Source organism: Rhodanobacter geophilus (genome assembly GCF_040812275.1).
In the GTDB taxonomy this organism is placed as follows: Bacteria; Pseudomonadota; Gammaproteobacteria; order Xanthomonadales; family Rhodanobacteraceae; genus Rhodanobacter_A; species Rhodanobacter_A geophilus.
Genome location: NZ_JBFOHL010000013.1, coordinates 49,203 through 67,882 on the forward strand (window position 1 = coordinate 49,203; position 18,680 = coordinate 67,882).

An 18,680-nucleotide genomic window follows, 5' to 3' on the forward strand; every position below is an offset into this window, starting at 1 on the left:
GAAGCCGCTTTGTTGCTTGCGACGAATCCAGGTCGTTTGCGACCAACGCAACGCCAACCACGCCACAACGCCAACATCAGCGCCACAACGCCAACATCAGAATGGATGCCCGCGTCCGCGGGCATGACGCCACACGGGGTGCGCCTCAGCGCCGCCGCGACCCCTTCAGGCTGCTGAGCGAGAAGCTGGCCATTTCGCCGCCGCCGGGCAGGCGGCGCGACTGCCCTGGCGGCGGACCCCAGGCATGCGCGGTCACCACTTCCCAGGTGGCGGGAATGCGGCCGTCCACGCGCATCGCCTCGTAGGCGGCGAGCATGGCGCGGTAGTGCGACTTGCCGGTGAGGTGGCGTTCGCGCGCGGCGTCGGCGTGGGTGGCGCCCAGTCCGCGCAGTTCCTCCAGCAGCTTGCGCGGTTCGCTGTAGGTGAGCGTGTAGCGCTCCACGTCCAGCACCGGGTCGCGCAGGCCCGCGTTGAGCACCGCGTCGCCGATGTCGTGCATGTCGAGGAAGCGGCTGACATGGGAATGGCCGTCCACCGCGGCCCAGGCCGCGCGCAGTTCCTTCAGCGTGTCGGGGCCGAAGGTGGTGAACGCGAGCAGGCCGCCGGGCTTGAGCACGCGCGCGCATTCGCCGAACAGGGCGGCGAGGTCGGTGATCCACTGGAAGCACAGGTTGGAGTGCAGCACGTCCACCCTGTGGTCGGGGAAGGGCAGCGCGGTGGCCTCGGCGCAGACGCGGCGGAACGGCTTCAGCCAGCCGCTGTGCGCCTTCGCCGCGCGCAGCATCGGCAGCGCGAGGTCGACCGCGATCACCTCGGCCTTGGCGTAGCGCTGCTTCAGCAGCGCGGTGCCGCGGCCGGTGCCGGCGCCCACGTCGAGCACGCGTTCCGGCGTTTCCAGGTAGAAGCCCAGGCGATCCAGCAGCGACTGCTGCACCTCGCGCTGCAGGGCGTCGTGCTGCTCATACGTGCGCGCCGCGCGGCCGAAGTTGCGGCGCACCTGGCCGCGGTCGAGGTGGAAATCACTCATTGAAGCCGCACTCATCGGGGCCGTGCTCATGAAAGCCGTCCAGCAAGGGCTGCAGCGCCTGCGCCAGTTCGTCGGCGTGCGCGACGAACGGCGCGTGGCCGGCGTGTTCGATCTGCGTGTAACTGCCTCGTGCCTGGCGTGCGGACCATTCCATCGCCTGTGGCGGCACCAGTCGGTCGCGCCGGCCGGCGATCCATGCGCTGGGCTGGCGCAGCGAGGGCAGTCGCGTGCGCAGATCGCTGGTTTCGAGGATGCGGATGCCTTCCTGCAGCACGCGCAGGTCGGGTTCGCCGCGCGCGAAGGTGACCTCGCGCAGGTGGCGCAACGCGGCGCGCGGATCGGCGCTGCCCATGGCTTCCAGCGCAAGGAAGCGGTCGATGGTGGCGTGGTAATCGGTTTCCAGGTCCAGCGCGAGCTGGTGCACCAGCGCCGCGTCGCTGCCCCAGGTCCAGCTCTCGTCGCGCGCGAACTTCGGCGTGGCGCACAGCATCGCGAGGCCGCGCACGTGCTGTGGGTGCTCCAGCGCCGCGGTGAGTGCGACCAGGCCGCCCAGCGACCAGCCCAGCCAGAGTGCCGGCGGCGTGGCGGCGGTGATCGCCGCGGCGCAGGCATGCGGCTCCAATGACAGGCCGCAGTCGCGCGACCAGCCGTGGCCGGGCAGGTCCACCACATGCATCGTGCAACGATCGGCCAGCGCCTCGACCAGTGGCGCCAGCACGCCGCCGTGCATCGCCCAGCCGTGCAGCAGCACCAGCGGCACGGGGCCGTGGCCGAGCTTTTCGATGTAGAGGCTCATGCCCCGCCCCAATGGAGCAAGGCGCCTTTTGCGTTCGCCTCCCCTCCCCTTCGGGGAGAGGATCGAGGTGAGGGGCGGGTGCTTGCGGGAATGTTGTTCGGAGCCTGCCCCGATGTGGGCTCATCGCCAGCGTGTCCCCTCACCCCTGCCCTCTCCCCGGAGGGGAGAGGGAGTGAACTTGCGGGGGCGAGGTTTGCATCCACCGCCCCGCGCCCGTCGAACACGAAGCAGTCGCCCTGCCAGTGCGCGCCGTCGGTGAGCTCAAGGTATTTGAGGATGCCGCCTTCGAGCTGGTGCACGCGCTCGATGCCCAGTTCCTGCATGTGCAACGCGGCCTTCTCGCAGCGGATGCCACCGGTGCAGTACGACACCACGGTCTTGCCCGCGTAGCGGGCGCGGTCGGCGGCCACGGCGGCGGGGAAGGCGGTGAAGCTGGCGAGCCGGTAGTCCACCGCCTGCGCGAACTTGCCCACGGCGGTTTCGTAGTCGTTGCGCGTGTCCAGCATCAGCACGTCGCGGCCGTCGTCGTCATGGCCCTGGTCCAGCCAGCGCTTCAGCGTGGGCGCATCCACCGCCGGCGCACGGCCGCCTTCGGGGCGGACCGCCGGCATGTGCATGGTGATGATCTCCTTCTTCAGCCGCACGCGCAGGCGGCCGAACGGCACGCTGCCGGAGATCGACTCCTTCGCTTCCAGCCCGGCGAAGCGCGTGTCCGCGCACAGCCACGCCATGAACGCGTCCACCGCCTCGCGCGGGCCGGCGAGGAACAGGTTGATGCCCTCGGGCGCCAGCAGCACGGTGCCCTTCAGTGCCAGCGCGGCGGCGCGTTCGAGCACGCGCTCGCGCAGCGCGGGCAGGTCGTCCAGCGCGACGAAGCGGTAGGCGGCGAGGTTGACGATGTTCATGGGGACAAGGCGGCGTAGCGACCCGCCATTATACGTGGCCACCCGCACCGATCCGCCGCGGCAGCGTGGCCAGCGCATCCAGCAACAGGTCGACGTGCTTGTCCTCGTGTGCCGCTGACAGCGTGATGCGCAGTCGCGCCTGTCCCTGCGGCACCGTGGGCGGGCGGATCGCGGTGACCAGCAGGCCATGCTGTTCCAGCGCCTGCGCGGCATCCAGCGCAGCCCGCGCATCGCCGAGCAGCAGGGGCTGGATCGCGCTGGGCGAGTCCGTCAGCGGCAGGCCGAGTTGCGCGGCGCCGGTGCGGAAACGGGCGATCAGCGACTGCAGTTTTCCGCGGCGCCAGTTTTCGCCGCGCGCGATCGCCACGGCGGTGCAGGCCGCGGCCGCCAGCGCGGGCGGCATCGCCGTGGTGTAGATGTACGGTCGCGCGAACTGCAGCAGGCCGTCGACCAGCGCGGCAGAACCGGCTACGAAGGCACCGCTGCAACCCAGCGCCTTGCCCAGCGTGGTCATCAGCACCGGCACCTCGCGCGGGCCCAGGGCCGCGGCCGCCACGCTGCCGGCGCCGTCCGCACCCAGCACGCCGAGGCCGTGCGCGTCGTCCACCATCAGCGTGGCGCGTTCGCGGGTGCATGACGCGGCGAGTCCGGTGAGCGGCGCCACGTCGCCGTCCATGCTGAACACGCCGTCGGTGGCGACGAGCGCGGCGGCATCCGGCCGGCTCGCCAACTGGCGCGCGGCGGCTTCGATGTCGGCATGCGGATAGCGCTTCAGTTCGGCGCCGGCCAATCGTGCTCCGTCGAGCAGGCAGGCGTGGTTGAGCTTGTCCTGCACGCACACGTCGCCAGGCGCGAGCAGGGCCTGCAGCACGCCGAGGTTGGCCATGTAGCCGGTGGAAAACAGCAGCGCTCGCTCGCGCCCCATCCAGTCGGCCAGCGCCTCTTCGAGTTGCGCGTGCTCGCGGCGATGGCCGCAAACCAGGTGCGCCGAGCCGCTGCCCACGCCTTCGTCATCGGCGGCGCGCTTGAGCGCGGCGACCAGCTGCGGGTGCTGCGCGAGCCCGAGGTAGTCGTTGCTGCAGAAGCCGAGCAGGCGGCGGCCGTCGCTTTCCAGCCACGGGCCTTCGACGTGCTCGATGGTGCGCAGGCGGCGGCGCAGGTTCGCGTGTTCGCGTTCGGCCGTCTGGATGGCCAGGCGTTCTAGCAGATCAGCACGGGTCATGGAAATTCGCGGCTGAAGAGCGACCCCACCCCAACCCTCCCCTGCAAGCAGGGGAGGGAGGTGAGCCTGTGCTCCTCCCTTGCTTGCGGGGAGGCGAGGAGGGGGTGCTTCATGCTGCTGCACTGCACCCGCAGCCATGCCCGCAACCCGCCGGTGCCGCCTTCATGATGTCCGCGTGCGCCGTGCCCGCTTCCTCCACCACTTCCATCGCATGCAGGTCGAGGCGGCGGAACAGCGCGCGGTCGTGTTCGGTATCGGGGTTGCCGGTGGTGAGCAGTTTCTCGCCGTAGAAGATCGAGCCCGCGCCGGCGTGGAAGCACAGCGCCTGCACCGCGTCGTCCATCTGCTGGCGGCCGGCGGAGAGGCGCACGATGGACAGCGGCATCAGGATGCGCGCCACCGCGATGGTGCGCACGAATTCGAACGGGTCGAGCTTTTCCGCGTTGCCCAGCGGCGTGCCCGGCACCGGTACCAGCTGGTTGATCGGCACCGAGTGCGGGTGCTCGGGCAGGTTGGCCAGCGCCTGCAGCAGGCCGGCGCGTTGCGCGCGCGTCTCGCCCATGCCGACGATGCCGCCGCAGCAGGTCTTCAGGCCGGCGTCGCGCACCTGCTCCAGCGTCTGCAGGCGATCCTGGTATTCGCGTGTGTGGATGATCTCGCCGTAGAACTCGGGCGCGGTGTCGATGTTGTGGTTGTAGTAGTCGAGGCCGGCGTCCTTGAGCTGCCGCGCGTGGCCGTCGCCGAGCAGGCCCAGCGTGGCGCAGGTTTCCAGGCCGAGGTCCTTCACCGCGCGCACGATCTCCGCGACCTTGGGGATGTCGCGGTCCTTCGGCCCGCGCCACGCCGCGCCCATGCAGAAGCGGCTGGCGCCGGCGGCCTTGGCGGCCTTCGCACGTGCCAGCACATCGTCGACTTCCATCAGCTTCTGCGCCTGCACGCCGGTGTCGTAGCGCGCCGCCTGCGGGCAGTAGGCGCAGTCCTCGGGGCAGCCGCCGGTCTTGATCGAGAGCAGGGTGGACACCTGCACCGCGTTCGGGTCGTGGTGCTCGCGGTGGATGGTGTGCGCGCGATGCAGCAGCTCGTTGAACGGCAGCGCGAACAGCGCGGCGACCTCGTCGCGGCTCCAGTCGTGGCGGATGAGGGCTTCGGGCATGGCGGGCTCCGGTGGGGACGCGCCAGTCTGGGCGGCACGCCCGATATCGTCAACCTGCGGCTGCGTATCCGGGGTTGACGGGCGGTGGCCGACGGAAAACGAAGGGCGGCCTGCGGCCGCCCTTGTCGATGCCTCGCGTGGTGCGGGCGAGGCCTACTTGCTCCGCAGCGCCTTCACCTGGTCGGCGGTGACCGGCTTGCCCTGGTTGCCCCACGATGTGCGCTCGTGGTTCGCAATGTCGGCGATGTCGGCGTCGTTCAAGCTGGCCGCGAACGGCGGCATCGGCGCCGCGTAGGTGGTGCCGTTGATTGCCTCGCCGTGCAGGCCGTGCAGGATGGTGCCGAGCTGTTTGGTCGGGTCGGCATCCAGCACGGCGGCATTGCCCTTGAGTGGCGGGAAGGTGCCGGGCAGGCCTTCGCCGGTGGCCTGGTGGCAGGCCGCGCAGTTGGCGGCGTAGAGCTGCGCGCCGTGCTCCGCATTGAACGCGTAGGGGCCGGTGGCGGCGGGCGGCGGGGTGGCCGCGCTCTCGGGCGCCTTGGTGATCTGCGGCGTCGCGACGGCCTCGCCGTTGGGCGCGAGTACCTGCAGCACACCTTGCGCGCCCAGCTGCATGTGCGCCATCGCGTGGTCCACGAACGGATACTTGCCCGGCTCGTCGAGCCTCAGGTCGAAGATCGCGCCTTCGCCCGGCCCCACGCTGTAGGTCGATACGCCGTCGATCGCCTGCGCCGGGTTGCCGCCCGGGTACACCTTGTCGAAGATCGCGCCAATCACGTGGAACGCGCTCCACAGGCTGGGGCCGGCGTTGACCACGTACAGGCGCACCAGGTCGCCGGGCTTGGCGGTCAGCGGATGGTCGCGGTACTGGAATGCGGCGCCGTTGAACACCACCTCGTCCGGGCGCATCTCCTGCATCTTGTCGTAGTTGGCGCCCATCAGCTTGCCGGCCACCTGCGAGGTGTACCACTCGCCCTGCACCAGCACGTAGCTCTCCTGCGCCGGCGGCAGCGGCGTGGCCGGGTCGACGATGATCGCGCCGTACATGCCGTTGGCGATGTGCAGCAGCACCGGCGGCGTGCCGCAGTGGTACAGGAACGCACCCGGCACCTTCGCCACGAACGAAAACTTGATCGATTCGCCCGGCATCAGCTCCACGTAATGCAGGCTGGGCGGGGTGATCGCGCTGTGGAAGTCGATCGAGTGCTGCATGGTGCCGCGGTTGGTGAAGGTGACGTTGACCGTCTGCCCCTGGCGCACGTGGATCACCGGGCCGGGCACGGTCTTGCCGAAGGTCCAGGCTTGGTACTGCACGCCGCTGGCAATCTCCACCGTGTCGTTGCTGGAGACGATGTCCACGTCCACGCTGTCGCCCGCGGCCACCGGCGGCAGGCTGGCGTCGTGCGCCTTCTCGATCGGCGTCGTCGCGGCCAGCGACAGTGGCGTCACCGCGGCGGCGGCCGCCACCGGCGTCGGCGACTTCACGTGCAGCGCGCTGTGCAGGCCGGCCAGCAGCAACGCCGCCAGCACCAGCACGCCGGCCAGCGCCGGCCCCTGCACGCGCCACGACAGGTGCTTCACTTCGTCCGGCCGGATCGCCGTGTTCCACTCGGAGAATTTCCGCCAGCCCGGCCAGCGGCTCTCGATCAGGTAGTCCAGGCTGTACGGGCTGGGGCCGGAGCGCTGGTTGATCACGATCAGCGCCGCGAACACCAGCACGTAGCTGATCGCCGCGCCGATGTTGTTCGCGCCCACCGAATAGGGGCCGCCGAAGCCTTCGGCGGTGCTCCACACCAGCAGGCTGAACAGGATGCCCACGATGTAGGTGGTCTTGCGCGCGAAGCCCAGCAGCAGGGCCAGCGCCAGCGCCGTCTCGGCGATGCGCGTGGCCCACACGAAGAAACCGACATGCGGCGTGACCAGGCCGATCCACAGCTGGAACCACCAGGCCGACCAGGCGGGCTGCCCGGTCGCGGCGTTGTGCAGGTAGCCCACGTAGTGGCTGGCGAAATCGGCGGTCCACGTCAGCGCGGCGCTCACGGCCCAGATCACGCCGAAGGCCACGCGCAGCGCGGTGCCGGCGATGGCCGGCCAGGTCGAAGTGGCGGATTTGCCGCCGTCGGACACGGTCATGCGGAACCTCCTGGAACGGACGAGCGTTGGCGGAAGAATGCGGTGTCGATGCCCCGGCGATCGACTGCGCCCGAGTGTACGGCCGCGGCGTGGGTTTGGCGTGACAGGCTGCGACGCGTTGCCGCTACCATCGACCGCAGGAACGGGAGGGCGCATGGACAAGGCAAGCCTGCTGCAACCCTGGCATGTGCTGTCGCGCTGGTTGCTGCCACTGCGCTGCCTGCTGTGCGCTGCGCCGGGCGCGGATGGCACGGACTTGTGCGCGGCCTGCGCCGCCGAGCTGCCGCGCAACCGCAGCTGCTGTGCGCGCTGCGCCCTGCCGTTGCCCGTGCCCGCCGTGTTGTGCGGCGAATGCCAGCGCCACGCGCCGCCGTGGCAGGCCGCATGGGCGCCGTTCCGCTACGGCTGGCCGCTGGACCGGCTGGAGTCGCGCTTCAAGTTCGGCCGCGACCTCGCCGCCGGCCGCGCACTGGCCACGCTGTGGCAGCGCGAGCCCATGCCGCTGCCGCAACCCGCCCTGCTGCTGCCGGTGCCGCTGCATCGCGCGCGCCTGCGTGGGCGTGGCTACAACCAGGCGCTGGAGCTGGCGAAGCCGCTGGCGCGCCACTTCGGCGTGCCGTTGCGCCACGACGTGCTGCAGCGCCAGCGCGGCACAGCGGCGCAGACCGAACTGGATGCCGTGGCCCGCCGCCGCAACGTGCGTGGCGCCTTCACCGTGCGTGCGGGTGTCGCGCTGCCCGCCCACGTGGCGATCCTCGACGACGTGATGACCACCGGCGCCACCCTCGCCGAATGTGCCCGCGTGCTGAAGCGGGCCGGCGTGGCGCGGGTGGACGTGTGGGCGCTGGCGCGTGCGCCGTCGCCGCGCGGCTGACGCCCGATTCCCGAGCTGCCAAAGTCGCGCCGAGCGGCGCTAGGATGGCAGCCGGCCGATACAGCCTGCCGCCTGCACCCGCTTCGGGAACGGTGAATGTATCAGCGGCACACCACGGACCCTTCGTCATGGCGAACGGATCGGCAACGCAGGCACCGATGCACCCACTTCGTTCGCCACGAAACGGAGGATTCCACATGCGCAATCATCTCGACGCCAAGCTCATGGCGAAGCAGCTGCGTCAGCGGCTGGCGGAGAAATCGATCGAACTCGGTCACGGCGAATGCCTGGAACTGGTTGCGGCCCAGTTTGGCTATGCCGACTGGAACATGCTCGCCGCGCGCATCGCGCTGACCAGGCAACGCGACGCCGATGGCGAGACCGGCATCCGGTTCAAGGCGGCTGCACCGATCTTGCGCATCTACTCGCGCGACAAGGCTCGCGAGTTTTACCTGGACTATCTCGGTTTCCACCTGGATTGGGCCGATGCACCGCTCACGGCTGATGCCGGCCCCGCGACGCTGTATACGCAGATCTCGCGCGACAGGCTGGTGATCCACCTGTCCGAGCATCACGGTGATGGCAGTCCCGGCACTGCCTGCTGGATCACCATGAAGGGCATCGACGCGTTCCATGCCGAACTTGCCGCGAAGGAGTACCCCAACATGCGTCCCGGGATCGAACCGATGCCGCCGCGGTTGCGCGTGATGGAGGTGATCGATCCGTTCGGCAACCGGCTGCGTTTTGGCGAATTCACCAGCCGGCCGATCAGGGAGGACGGCAGCCCGGTCTGAGGCATCGCGCGAGCGCCGCAGGTGCGGCAGTCGTGCCGTTCAACGCACCGCCAGCGCCAGCACGATGCCGATCCACATTGCCAGCCCCCACCAGTTGTTGTGGCGGAACGCGGCGAAGCAGGCGCCGCGTTCGCGCTTGCGGATCATCCACAGCTGGTACGCGAACAGGCCGGTGGCCGCGAGCAGCGCCAGCCAGTACGGCCAGCCGAGATGGGCGCGCTGGCCCACGAAGACCATCGCCAGCAGCAGGGTGGCCATCAGGATGCCGAGGATGGGCAGGTCGGCATCGCCGAACAGGATCGCGGTGGACTTCGCGCCGGCCGCGAGGTCGTCCTCGCGGTCCACCATCGCGTACTCGGTGTCGTACACCACCGACCACAGGATGTTGGCGATGAACAGCAGCCAGCCCAGCGGCGGCACCGTGCCCGCCACCGCGGCGAACGCCATCGGGATGGACCAGCCGAACGCCGCGCCCAGCACCACCTGCGGCAGGTAGGTCCAGCGCTTGGTGAACGGGTAGAGCGCGGCCAGCGCCGCGCCGGCGAAGGAGAGCTTGATCGTCAGCGCGTTGGTGAACAGCACCAGCACGAAGGCGAACGCCAGCAGCGCGCCGAACACGATCAGCGCCTCGCGCGGCGTCACCCGCCCGCTGGCGATCGGTCGGCCCGCGGTGCGCTCCACCTGCGGGTCCAGCTTGCGGTCGGCAAAGTCGTTGATCGCGCAACCCGCCGCGCGCATCGCGAACACGCCGAGGGTAAAGATCGCGAGCGGCTTGAATGGCGGCCAGTCGCCCGCCGCCAGCCACAGTGCCCACCAGGTCGGCCACAGCAGCAGCAGGGCGCCGATCGGGCGGTCCATGCGGGTCAGCACCAGGTAGTCGTGGGCCTTCTCGCGATGGCGCGGCGGCAGCCGTCGCAGCAGCCAGTCCAGCACGCGCGCGGCGCGGGTGGAGCTGTCGGCGGGGCGCACCGGTGGCGACGCGCGGCCGGTCGCGGCGGCGGGTCGCGGGCGCGCGGCGGGGGATGGCGGTGAAGTGCGGCGCTGGCGTTTGCGGGAGGTCGGAGCCATCCGCCGAGTTTAGCGTGGCGACCCGACCCCGGTACCGTGACCGGGGCGGCCAATCGTGGCGCAAGTCCCGGCGTGGCGTACGCTATGCGCCAGCTTCCATCCCACCTGCTCCGGGAATCGTGCCATGCCCAAGTCGATCAGCCATATCGCATTGATCGTCTGCGATCCCGCGCGCACCGCGGAACTGTTCGCCAGTGTGTTCGGCGCACGCGTGGTGAGCGACGCGGACGACGACGGCCACCGCCAGTCGCTGGCCAAGTTCGGCGGCGTCTGGTTCGTGCTGCGCCAGGGCGAAGGGCCGTCCGCCCGCAACGGCGACCACATCGCCTTCGAGGTCGGCAAGGCCGAGTTGCCGGGCTATGCCGAGAAGCTGGCCAAATCCGGCGTGGAATATTTCATGGCGCGCGAGGACTCCGCGCTGTACTTCACCGACTACGACAACCACGTGTTCGAGCTGGACGGCGGCGGCTCGATGGACGAGGCGCTGGAAAACCGGGGACAGGGTACCGCTGCATAGCGGGTGAGGCGTCGACCCGCTTTCGTGCACCATGGCGTTGCCGTGGAAGACGGGGATGGGTTCGGACCCGTCCGCGGTCTTCAGGCGGCCACGCGCAGGAGATGGGAGTCGCGCTGGCATTGGCGAACCCCCGATCGCCTGCCGTACCATGGCGCGGCTCGCTGGGTGTGCCATCTGCCTCATCGTTCCGGAAGAAGCCGACGTGGAGGGCGAGGGGAAACTTCGGTACGTCGCATTCGATGCGGTCGAGATCGATCTCGACGGCAGGCGCGTGAGCGTGGGCGGCCGCGACGTCGCGCTGGAGCCCAAGGCATTCGACGTGCTCGCGCTGCTGGTGCAGGCGCCGGGCAAGGCGTTTTCGCGTGACGAGATCCTCGATGCGGTCTGGGGGCATCGTTGCGTCACGCCCGGTGTGCTCAATCGCGTCGTCACCATGGTTCGCCGCGCACTCGGCGAGACCGCGAACCACACGCGCTACATCCACACCTTGCACGGCGTCGGCTACCGCTTCGATGGTGCCGTGCGGCGTTTCGCACAGCGGGTTGCGCCGCCGGAAAACCCTGCCGCGGTGGACGGTGAGATCGGTGCGGCGCCGGCGCAGGCGCTGCCGGTGTCGAAGCCCGACGATCCGCCCACGGCGCGGCCGCCTGCAGACGGCGCGCGGGGGCGGGCGGTGGGGGCATCGCCCGCGATCGTGCCTGCGGCGCCGGTAACGCGGCGCCCCGCGTGGGCGTCGCCAAGGCTACGGCTGCTTGCCGCAACCCTGCTTGTCGCCGTCGCCGGCACCCTGCTTTGGTGGCGAACGAATCCCGCGAAGCCGGCCGTTGCGTCGCCGCCGACCCTCGTGGTGCTGCCGCTGCGCGTCATCGGCGACGAAGGGGGCGAGCACGTCTTCGCCGACGGCCTGAGCGAGGAACTGGCCACGCAGCTCGCGCGCGTCGACGGCCTGCGCCTGATCGCCAGCGTCTCGGCCGCGCGTGCGCGCGAGCAGGGGCTCGATGCGGCGCAGCTGGCCGAGCGCCTGCATGTCACCCACGCGATCGAGGGCAGCCTGCGCGAATCCGGCGCTGCGTTGCGCATCGACCTGCGCCTGATCGAGACGCCGTCGGGGCGCACGGTGTGGGCGCAGAGCTACGATCGCCGGATGAAGGACGTCTTCGGCGTGCAGCAGGACATCGCGCAGGCTGTGGCGTCGGCCCTGGCGCTGCACCTGCCGCTGGACCGCGTCGCGGTCCGTCCGCCCGACCCCGCGGTATTCAGCGAATACCTGCGGCTGCGCCACATCTTCCTCGCGCACCCCGACGACGCGGACTACGGCAAGGCGGAGCTCGCATTGAATGCACTGGCTGCGCATGCGCCCGATTTCGCGCCGGTGCACGGGCTGCTCGCGCTCAACCTCGCCACCCACTTCGAGCCGGGGCGCGAACAGCAGGCGCTGCCGGAAGCCAGCCGCGCGCTGCGGATCGATCCCGACAACGTGTACGCGCATGCCGCACTCGGCGAGCTGGCCTGCATGCGCGACGAATGGAACGACTGCATGAAGGAACTGCGCGCGGCGCTGGCGCGCAATCCCACCGATCCGATCATGAACTCGCTGGTGGGCATGCACCTGGCGCGGCTCGGCTACGGCGAGGAGGCGCTGCGCCTGTTCCAGGCCGGATATGCGATGGATCCGCTCAGCTACTGGGCGGTCGCCAATCTCGGCACCCAGCTCGACACCCTGGGTCGCCACGCGGAGGCGCGACCCTATCTCGACGCCTTGCCGGGCCTGGCCGGCAAGCCCGACGCCTTGACCGACGAAATGCGCTGGCGCAACGCCGTCTGGCGCAACGACCTCGCCGGCGCGCACGCGATCGCCGCGCACATGCCCGACAACTATGCGCGCAAGCCGTTGTACGCCGCCTTCAGCGCGGCGCTCGCCGATCCGGTGCTGTGGCCGCAGGCACTGGCGAAACTGCATGCGGCGCAGCAGGCCAGCGCCGCGCCGCTGGTGCTGCAGCTGCAGGCGCCGCAACCCGACCAGACGATGGCGTTGCGCTTTTTCGAGCAGCCCTGGATGTTCGAGGGCAAGCTGTTGTGGGTGCGCGAGTACGCGGCGATCCGGCAGGGCCCGGCGTTCTCCGGCTTCCTGCACCGCACGAAGACACTGGCCTACTGGAACGCGTACGGCTGGCCGCCGCAATGCAGGCCCGACGGCGACGGCGCGCGCTGCGACTGATCGTGTTGCGTTCCATCCCGGTCCTCCCCTGCCCGCAGGCAGGAGAGGCGAAGGGGGCACCGTCATGTCGTGGGCAGGGGCTGCATGGCGCAGGTCACGTCCGTGTTCCAGTCCGCAAAGCTGCCCTTGGGGTTGTCCTGCCAGGCCCACACGTGCAGGTAGTAGGCCTCCGGCAGGCCGAAGCGGTTCGGCACCTGCAACAGGTTCATCAGGTTGCCGGCCACCTCGGGCGGCGGGCCGTCCGGGTAGCGTGCCGCCCAGTCGGCCGCGACCTCGATGAACTCCACGCCCACCAGGCGCATCGAGCCGTCCGGCATCGGTTCGTAGATGAGCGCTTCCGGCGCGCTCGGGTCGAGCACGCCATCCGCGATGCGCGACGGGTTCACCACATGGACGCCCATGGCGCCGGTATCCGGCCCGCTCACGCACGGCGTGGCGACCACCCAGCCGGTTTCCTTGTGCAGGGCCACGTTGATGTCCTTGTATTTTGCGGTCGCGCTGCGGATTTCCTGCACCAGGGGCGAATTGCCGTTGACGCCCGTGCCCTGGTGCATGTCCATGGGCGCCGCGTCGCCCGGCGTCGCCGCGCAGGCGAGCGGAAGCGCCAACGCGAGCGTGGAAATGGCGATGAAGAGTGTGTGGCGTGACATGATCCCCTCCGGTCGGTTCGGCAACGATGGAATGGTCGGCGGCAGGCCTTGCCGCCCATCCAGCCTGCCCCCGACGCCGCCCGGAAGCTTGAGGACGGACTTGGGCAATCGTGAGGAAATCGCTTGGAAAGCTTGGGGAGCGGCACGCGGCCGCCGTTTCCAGTCATCCGGGCCGGCAGGACGCAACGGCCCGTTCCGCGGGAATGGACGGGGAAGGCTGGAACTCATTGTCCGGAGGCGGACCATGTTGGCGACAATCTCCGGAATCGTGGTGCTGCTGGTTGCCCTGCTCCACGGATATTTCCTGGTGCTGGAAATGTTCCTCTGGGACAAGCCGGCCGGCAGGAAGGCGTTCGGCATGTCGAAAGAGCAGGCGGCCGCCACGAAGGTGCTGGCGGCGAACCAGGGCCTGTACAACGGCTTCATCGCCGCCGGCTTGCTGTGGGGCGTGATCCGGGGCGCGGCGGGTTGCGAATTCAAGCTCTTCTTCCTGCTGTGCGTGGTCGTCGCGGGTGTCTATGGCGCCGCGACGGCGAGCCACAGGATCCTTTACGTGCAGGCGCTTCCCGGCCTGCTGGCGCTGTTGCTGGTGCTGCTTTCATGCTGGGCTCCGGCGGCATGAAACCCGATTCGACCCAGGCCCGAGGTTCCCGCACGCATGGCTACCGACAGTGATTACATCGATTACGTGAGCGAACAGGCCGCGCTCGGCGACCGGCTCACGTACAAGAAGATGTTCGGCGAGTACGCGCTGTACGTGGACGGCAAGGTGGTGGCCTTCGCCTGCGACAACAGCCTGTTCGTGAAGCCCTCCGCGGCGGCGGCGACGCTGGCGCCCGGGCTGCCGCAGCGTCCGCCGTATCCCGGCGCGAAGGATTACCCGGTGGCCGACGAGTTGCTGGACGACTCGGACGCGCTCCGTCGTCTGCTGCTCGAGACGGCGGCGCGGATGCCGGTGCCGAAGCCACGGAAGCCCGTGGCGGCCAAGCGCGGCAAGTAGCCGGTGCGACGCCTCTTGCGTTGAATCCGGCGCAGGCTCCTGCAGTACTGGCGTGGCCGCGGGGTGCGCCGCCGTCCGGCCCGTGATTCAGGCCTTGTCGCCTGCAACAAGCCTGCGCCGGCTTCCGCAAGACAGCCGTCGTCGTGGCTGGCGGTGCCACCCGGCGGAACCGGATCGCGGTGCGCACGGTGCGACGCGCCACCTCGACCCGCGGCAATCGCGACGGGGTTGTACGCCAACTGTCGTCGATACCGTGCCGGGCTACGCACCGCGAGTACATGCGTTGCGGGACGCGTGGCGTAGGATCGCCAGGACGAACGGTGGGGACGACGCATCTGCGGGTCGGACCAGGAGCGGTGCCGAAGAGTCGATGCCCGGCCTGCTGGCGCAGGCCGGGCGTCGAAAGCCGGGTGGCTGCCGCGATCAGGCGGTCGTTTCGCCGGCACGCGTCAAGCCCAGCCGTCCCAGATCGCGCACCGCACCGTTCGCTGCATTCGAAGCCAGTGCCGCGTAAGCCTGCAATGCAACGGAGACCGGTCGCGTGCGATCGACGGGCTTCCACGCCGCCCGCCCACGCGCCTGCATCGCGGCACGGCGCGCGGCGATGGTTTCTTCCGGCAGGTCGAGGCGGATGCTGCGGTGGGGGATGTCGATCGCGATGGGGTCGCCGTCCTCGACCAGGGCGATCAGGCCGCCTTCGGCGGCTTCCGGCGAGACGTGGCCGATGGACAGGCCCGAGGTGCCGCCGGAGAAGCGGCCGTCGGTGATCAGGGCGCAGGCCTTGCCCAGGCCCTTCGACTTCAGGTAGCTGGTGGGGTAGAGCATCTCCTGCATGCCGGGGCCGCCGCGCGGGCCTTCGTAGCGGATCACCACCACGTCGCCGGGCTTCACCTTGTTGCCGAGGATGCCGCTCACCGCGGCCTCCTGGCTTTCGTACACCCTGGCGGTGCCGTGGAAGACGAGGATGGACTCGTCCACGCCCGCGGTCTTCACGATGCAGCCTTCCGGCGCGAGGTTGCCGAACAGCACGGCGAGGCCGCCGTCCTTGCTGAAGGGGTGTGCGGCGGAGCGGATCACGCCGCGCTCGCGGTCGGTGTCCAGCGTTTCCCAGCGCGCGGACTGGCTGAAGGCGACCTGGGTGGGCACGTTGCCGGGGGCGGCGCGGTAGAAGTGGTGGGTGGCTTCGTCGTGGCTGCGCCGCACGTCCCATCGCGCCAGCGCGTCGGCCAGCGTGGGCGCGTGCACGGTGGGGCGCGTGGCGTCGATCAGGCCCGCACGGTCGAGTTCGCCGAGGATGCCCATGATGCCGCCGGCGCGGTGCACGTCCTCCATGTGCACGTCGCTCTTCGCGGGCGCCACCTTGCACAGGCAGGGCACGCGGCGCGAGAGGCGGTCGATGTCGGCCATGCCGAAGTCCACGCCGCCTTCGCGCGCGGCCGCCAGCAGGTGCAGCACGGTGTTGGTGGAGCCGCCCATCGCGATGTCCAGGCTCATCGCGTTCTCGAACGCGGCGCGGTCGGCGATGCTGCGCGGCAGCGCGCTGGCGTCGTCCTGCTCGTACCAGCGGCGCGCCAGCGCCACGATCTGGCGGCCGGCGCGGCGGAACAACTGCTCGCGGTCGGCGTGCGTGGCCAGCACCGAGCCGTTGCCGGGCAGCGCCAGGCCCAGCGCCTCGGTGAGGCAGTTCATCGAGTTCGCGGTGAACATGCCCGAGCAGGAGCCGCAGGTGGGGCAGGCCGAGCGTTCCATCGTCGCCACCTCGGCGTCGCTGTAGCTGTCGTCGGCGGCGGCCACCATGGCGTCGATCAGATCCAGCGCCTTCTTCGCGCCCTTCACCAGCGCCTTGCCGGATTCCATCGGGCCGCCGGAGACGAACACCGCGGGGATGTTCAGCCGCATCGCGGCCATCAGCATGCCGGGGGTGATCTTGTCGCAGTTGGAGATGCACACCAGCGCGTCGGCGCAGTGCGCATTGACCATGTACTCCACGCTGTCGGCGATCAGCTCGCGCGAGGGCAGCGAATACAGCATGCCGCCGTGGCCCATGGCGATGCCGTCGTCCACCGCGATGGTGTTGAACTCCTTGGCCACGCCGCCGGCCGCCTCGATCTCGCGCGCCACCAGCTGGCCGAGATCCTTCAGGTGCACGTGGCCGGGCACGAACTGCGTGAAGCTGTTCGCGACCGCGATGATGGGCTTGCCGAAGTCGCCGTCCTTCATGCCGGTGGCGCGCCACAGGCTGCGCGCGCCGGCCATGTTGCGGCCATGGGTAGTGGTGCGGGAACGGTAGGCAGGCATGGACGTTGGTGCTCCGGGGATCGATAGGGGGTGTCGTCAGCTGCGCAGCAGCAGGCGGTAGGCGGCGTTGTCGCTTTCGTCGCAGTGCGGGTAGCCGAGTGATGCGAGGAAGCGCTGCAGCGCGGCCTGCTCGTCGGCCGGCGCCTGGATGCCGACCAGGATGCGGCCCTGGTCGGCGCCGTGGTTGCGGTAGTGGAACAGGCTGATGTTCCAGTCCGGGTGCAGCTGCGCGAGGAAGTCGGGCAGCGCGCCGGGGCGCTCGGGGAAGTCGAAGCGGTACAGGCGTTCGTCCTGCGCCAGCGGCGAGCGGCCGCCCACCATGTGGCGCAGGTGCAGCTTGGCCAGTTCGTCGTCGCTCAAGTCGAGCACGGCGAAGCCCTGCGCGCGGAACGCGGCCACCACGGCGGCGCGTTCGTCGCGGCTGGCGGTCTGCACGCCCACGAAGATGTGCGCCTGCCGCGCGTCGCCGATGCGGTAGTTGAACTCGGTGATGCTGCGCCGGCCCAGCGCGTCGCAGAAGCGACGGAAGCTGCCGCGCTCCTCGGGGATCGTCACCGCGAACAGCGCCTCGCGCTGCTCGCCGGCCTCGGCGCGCTCGGCGACGAAGCGCAGCCGCTCGAAATTCATGTTGGCGCCGGAGACGATGGCCACCAGGGTGGCGTCGCGCAGCCCGTGCGTGGCGGCGTACTGCTTGAGTCCCGCCAGTGCCAGCGCGCCGGAGGGTTCCGGCACGCTGCGGGTTTCCTGGTAGACGTCGCGGATCGCGGCGCAGATCGCGTCGCCGTCCACGCGCAGCATCGCGTCCACGTGGCGGCGGCAGAGTTCGAAGGTGAGCGCGCCCACCTGCTTCACCGCGGTGCCGTCGGCGAACAGGCCCACCTCGGCGAGTGCGACGCGCGAGCCGGTTTCCAGCGAGCGCGCCATCGCGTCGGAATCCGCGGCCTGCACGCCGATCACCTTGGTCTGCGGCGACAGCGCCTTGATGTAGCCGGCGATGCCGGCGAGCAGGCCGCCGCCGCCCACCGGCACGAACACCGCTTCGGGCGGCGCGGGCAACTGGCGCAGCAGCTCCATGCCCACGGTGGCCTGGCCGGCGATCACGTCGATGTCGTCGAAGGGATGCACGAACACCAGGCCGCGCTCGGCCTCGATGCGCGCGGCGGCGGCCTGCGCGTCGCTGTAGGAGTCGCCGGTGAGCAGCACCTCCACGAACTCGCCGCCGAAGCGGCGCACGGCGTCCACCTTCACCCGTGGCGCGGTCACCGGCATCACGATCACCGCGCGGATGCCCAGCTTCGCCGCCGCCAGCGCTACGCCCTGCGCGTGGTTGCCGGCGGAGGCGGCGATCACGCCGTTCGCGCGTTCGGCAGCGTCCAGCGCGGCCATCCTGTTGTACGCGCCGCGCAGCTTGAACGAGAACACCGGCTGCAGGTCCTCGCGTTTCAGCAGCACGCGGTCGCCCAGGCGCGCGGACAGCAGCGTGGCGGGTTCCAGCGGCGTCTCGCGCGCCACGTCGTAGACCCGCGCGGCCAGCGTGCGGCGCAGCAGGTCGAGGTCGGCGGGCGCGTCGCCGGATGGCCGTTCGCGCGTGGCGAAGCGCAGGCTCATGCGGGCGTGGCGGTCAACCGGCTGCCGTCGCGGCTGCCCACCAGCGACAGGCTGTTCGCGTCCAGCACGTCCACCAGCTTGCGCAGCTGGCGCAGGATCTGCTGCAGCGTGCCTTCGTCGCCGTGCAACACCAGGGTCAGCTGCGACACCGCCGGATCGTGCGTGGCCGCCACCGTGAGCGCGTCGATGTTGACATGGCGCGCCGCGAACAGGCCAGCCACGCGCACCAGCGCACCGGATTCGTTCTGCAGCAGGATGGACAGGGTGTGTTTCATGGCAGTGCTCCGCATGGCAACAACGCGAACCTCATGGGTGGAATCCCTCTCCCTTCGGGAGGGGGTGCCGACAGGCGGGTGAGGGTTCGGGCGGAGCGAGGCGCCCCGCTTCGGCCGAACCCTCATCCGGCCCTGCGGGCCACCT

The 18,680-nt window shown here is 70.3% G+C and carries 17 protein-coding genes; 6 read left to right on the plus strand and 11 right to left on the minus strand.

Features of this window, described 5'->3' with window-relative positions:
- Nucleotides 1–145: 145 nt before the first annotated feature.
- The 6 genes from bioC to ABQJ56_RS14165 all read right to left on the minus strand — a co-directional run bounded on the left by bioC (nt 146) and on the right by ABQJ56_RS14165 (nt 7,233).
- The gene (bioC, locus tag ABQJ56_RS14140) at nt 146–1,027 is read right to left on the minus strand and encodes a malonyl-ACP O-methyltransferase BioC (protein WP_367845658.1); all 882 of its coding nucleotides are present in this window, start codon (nt 1,025–1,027) and stop codon (nt 146–148) included.
- A complete protein-coding gene (gene bioH, locus ABQJ56_RS14145) occupies nt 1,020–1,823 on the minus strand; it encodes a pimeloyl-ACP methyl ester esterase BioH (RefSeq protein WP_367845659.1) in 804 nt (267 codons plus the stop codon). The genes bioC and bioH overlap by 8 nt, the downstream gene beginning before the upstream one ends.
- Nucleotides 1,820–2,728 (minus strand): sulfurtransferase, encoded by a 909-nt coding sequence (locus ABQJ56_RS14150; RefSeq protein ID WP_367845660.1) that lies wholly within the window; start codon nt 2,726–2,728, stop codon nt 1,820–1,822. Before ABQJ56_RS14150 ends, bioH begins: the two co-directional genes overlap by 4 nt.
- 28 nt (nt 2,729–2,756) lie before the next feature.
- Entirely contained in the window at nt 2,757–3,950 is a 1,194-nt protein-coding gene (gene bioF / locus ABQJ56_RS14155) for an 8-amino-7-oxononanoate synthase (RefSeq protein ID WP_367845661.1), read from the minus strand.
- 109 nt (nt 3,951–4,059) lie between these two features.
- A complete protein-coding gene (gene bioB / locus ABQJ56_RS14160) occupies nt 4,060–5,103 on the minus strand; it encodes a biotin synthase BioB (RefSeq protein WP_367845662.1) in 1,044 nt (347 codons plus the stop codon).
- Nucleotides 5,104–5,256: 153 nt separating this feature from the next.
- Nucleotides 5,257–7,233 (minus strand): multicopper oxidase domain-containing protein, encoded by a 1,977-nt coding sequence (locus tag ABQJ56_RS14165; protein WP_367845663.1) that lies wholly within the window; start codon nt 7,231–7,233, stop codon nt 5,257–5,259.
- A gap of 154 nt (nt 7,234–7,387) precedes the next feature.
- On the opposite strand from ABQJ56_RS14165, the gene ABQJ56_RS14170 reads away from it, so the two are divergent.
- Nucleotides 7,388–8,107, plus strand: a complete 720-nt coding sequence (locus tag ABQJ56_RS14170) for a ComF family protein (protein ID WP_367845664.1) — start codon at nt 7,388–7,390, stop codon at nt 8,105–8,107.
- A 197-nt stretch (nt 8,108–8,304) separates the two neighbouring features.
- Entirely contained in the window at nt 8,305–8,901 is a 597-nt protein-coding gene (locus ABQJ56_RS14175; protein ID WP_367845665.1) for a glyoxalase superfamily protein, read from the plus strand.
- A gap of 39 nt (nt 8,902–8,940) precedes the next feature.
- On the opposite strand, the gene ubiA is transcribed toward ABQJ56_RS14175, so the two are convergent.
- Nucleotides 8,941–9,870: a 4-hydroxybenzoate octaprenyltransferase gene (gene ubiA / locus ABQJ56_RS14180; protein WP_367845666.1), complete on the minus strand. Its 930-nt coding sequence runs from the start codon at nt 9,868–9,870 to the stop codon at nt 8,941–8,943.
- Nucleotides 9,871–10,093: 223 nt separating this feature from the next.
- Between ubiA and ABQJ56_RS14185 the strand changes: the two genes are divergently transcribed.
- A complete protein-coding gene (locus tag ABQJ56_RS14185; RefSeq protein ID WP_367845667.1) occupies nt 10,094–10,486 on the plus strand; it encodes a VOC family protein in 393 nt (130 codons plus the stop codon).
- Nucleotides 10,487–10,688: 202 nt separating this feature from the next.
- Nucleotides 10,689–12,704: a winged helix-turn-helix domain-containing tetratricopeptide repeat protein gene (locus ABQJ56_RS14190; RefSeq protein WP_367845668.1), complete on the plus strand. Its 2,016-nt coding sequence runs from the start codon at nt 10,689–10,691 to the stop codon at nt 12,702–12,704.
- A gap of 62 nt (nt 12,705–12,766) precedes the next feature.
- Here the strand turns inward: ABQJ56_RS14190 and ABQJ56_RS14195 are convergent, their stop codons facing one another.
- Entirely contained in the window at nt 12,767–13,354 is a 588-nt protein-coding gene (locus tag ABQJ56_RS14195) for a hypothetical protein (protein WP_367845669.1), read from the minus strand.
- A 244-nt stretch (nt 13,355–13,598) separates the two neighbouring features.
- Here ABQJ56_RS14195 and ABQJ56_RS14200 point away from each other — a divergent pair, with 244 nt between their 5' ends.
- Nucleotides 13,599–13,976, plus strand: a complete 378-nt coding sequence (locus ABQJ56_RS14200; protein ID WP_437343433.1) for a DUF1304 domain-containing protein — start codon at nt 13,599–13,601, stop codon at nt 13,974–13,976.
- Nucleotides 13,977–14,012: 36 nt separating this feature from the next.
- Nucleotides 14,013–14,354 carry a TfoX/Sxy family protein gene (locus tag ABQJ56_RS14205; RefSeq protein ID WP_367845670.1) on the plus strand — a complete coding sequence of 114 codons (342 nt, stop codon included), beginning with the start codon at nt 14,013–14,015 and terminating at the stop codon, nt 14,352–14,354.
- Between the two features lie 423 nt (nt 14,355–14,777).
- Here ABQJ56_RS14205 and ilvD read toward each other — a convergent pair whose 3' ends face one another.
- The 3 genes from ilvD to ilvN are packed head-to-tail and all read right to left on the minus strand — an operon-like array spanning nt 14,778 to nt 18,535.
- Complete coding sequence (gene ilvD / locus ABQJ56_RS14210) at nt 14,778–16,652, minus strand: dihydroxy-acid dehydratase (RefSeq protein ID WP_367845671.1); 1,875 nt, start codon at nt 16,650–16,652, stop codon at nt 14,778–14,780.
- A 36-nt stretch (nt 16,653–16,688) separates the two neighbouring features.
- On the minus strand, nt 16,689–18,260 hold the full coding sequence (ilvA, locus tag ABQJ56_RS14215) for a threonine ammonia-lyase, biosynthetic (protein ID WP_367845672.1): 1,572 nt from the start codon (nt 18,258–18,260) through the stop codon (nt 16,689–16,691).
- A complete protein-coding gene (ilvN, locus tag ABQJ56_RS14220; protein ID WP_367845673.1) occupies nt 18,257–18,535 on the minus strand; it encodes an acetolactate synthase small subunit in 279 nt (92 codons plus the stop codon). The genes ilvA and ilvN overlap by 4 nt, the downstream gene beginning before the upstream one ends.
- Nucleotides 18,536–18,680: the final 145 nt, after the last annotated feature.

Bases quoted from the DNA above. Each gene is read 5' to 3' on its own strand.
- bioC (WP_367845658.1), bottom strand. From the start codon at position 1,027: ATGAGTGATTTCCACCTCGACCGCGGCCAGGTGCGCCGCAACTTCGGC.
- bioH (WP_367845659.1), bottom strand. From the start codon at position 1,823: ATGAGCCTCTACATCGAAAAGCTCGGCCACGGCCCCGTGCCGCTGGTG.
- ABQJ56_RS14150 (WP_367845660.1), bottom strand. From the start codon at position 2,728: ATGAACATCGTCAACCTCGCCGCCTACCGCTTCGTCGCGCTGGACGAC.
- bioF (WP_367845661.1), bottom strand. From the start codon at position 3,950: ATGACCCGTGCTGATCTGCTAGAACGCCTGGCCATCCAGACGGCCGAA.
- bioB (WP_367845662.1), bottom strand. From the start codon at position 5,103: ATGCCCGAAGCCCTCATCCGCCACGACTGGAGCCGCGACGAGGTCGCC.
- ABQJ56_RS14165 (WP_367845663.1), bottom strand. From the start codon at position 7,233: ATGACCGTGTCCGACGGCGGCAAATCCGCCACTTCGACCTGGCCGGCC.
- ABQJ56_RS14170 (WP_367845664.1), top strand. From the start codon at position 7,388: ATGGACAAGGCAAGCCTGCTGCAACCCTGGCATGTGCTGTCGCGCTGG.
- ABQJ56_RS14175 (WP_367845665.1), top strand. From the start codon at position 8,305: ATGCGCAATCATCTCGACGCCAAGCTCATGGCGAAGCAGCTGCGTCAG.
- ABQJ56_RS14185 (WP_367845667.1), top strand. From the start codon at position 10,094: ATGCCCAAGTCGATCAGCCATATCGCATTGATCGTCTGCGATCCCGCG.
- ABQJ56_RS14195 (WP_367845669.1), bottom strand. From the start codon at position 13,354: ATGTCACGCCACACACTCTTCATCGCCATTTCCACGCTCGCGTTGGCG.
- ABQJ56_RS14200 (WP_437343433.1), top strand. From the start codon at position 13,599: ATGTTGGCGACAATCTCCGGAATCGTGGTGCTGCTGGTTGCCCTGCTC.
- ABQJ56_RS14205 (WP_367845670.1), top strand. From the start codon at position 14,013: ATGGCTACCGACAGTGATTACATCGATTACGTGAGCGAACAGGCCGCG.
- ilvD (WP_367845671.1), bottom strand. From the start codon at position 16,652: ATGCCTGCCTACCGTTCCCGCACCACTACCCATGGCCGCAACATGGCC.
- ilvA (WP_367845672.1), bottom strand. From the start codon at position 18,260: ATGAGCCTGCGCTTCGCCACGCGCGAACGGCCATCCGGCGACGCGCCC.
- ilvN (WP_367845673.1), bottom strand. From the start codon at position 18,535: ATGAAACACACCCTGTCCATCCTGCTGCAGAACGAATCCGGTGCGCTG.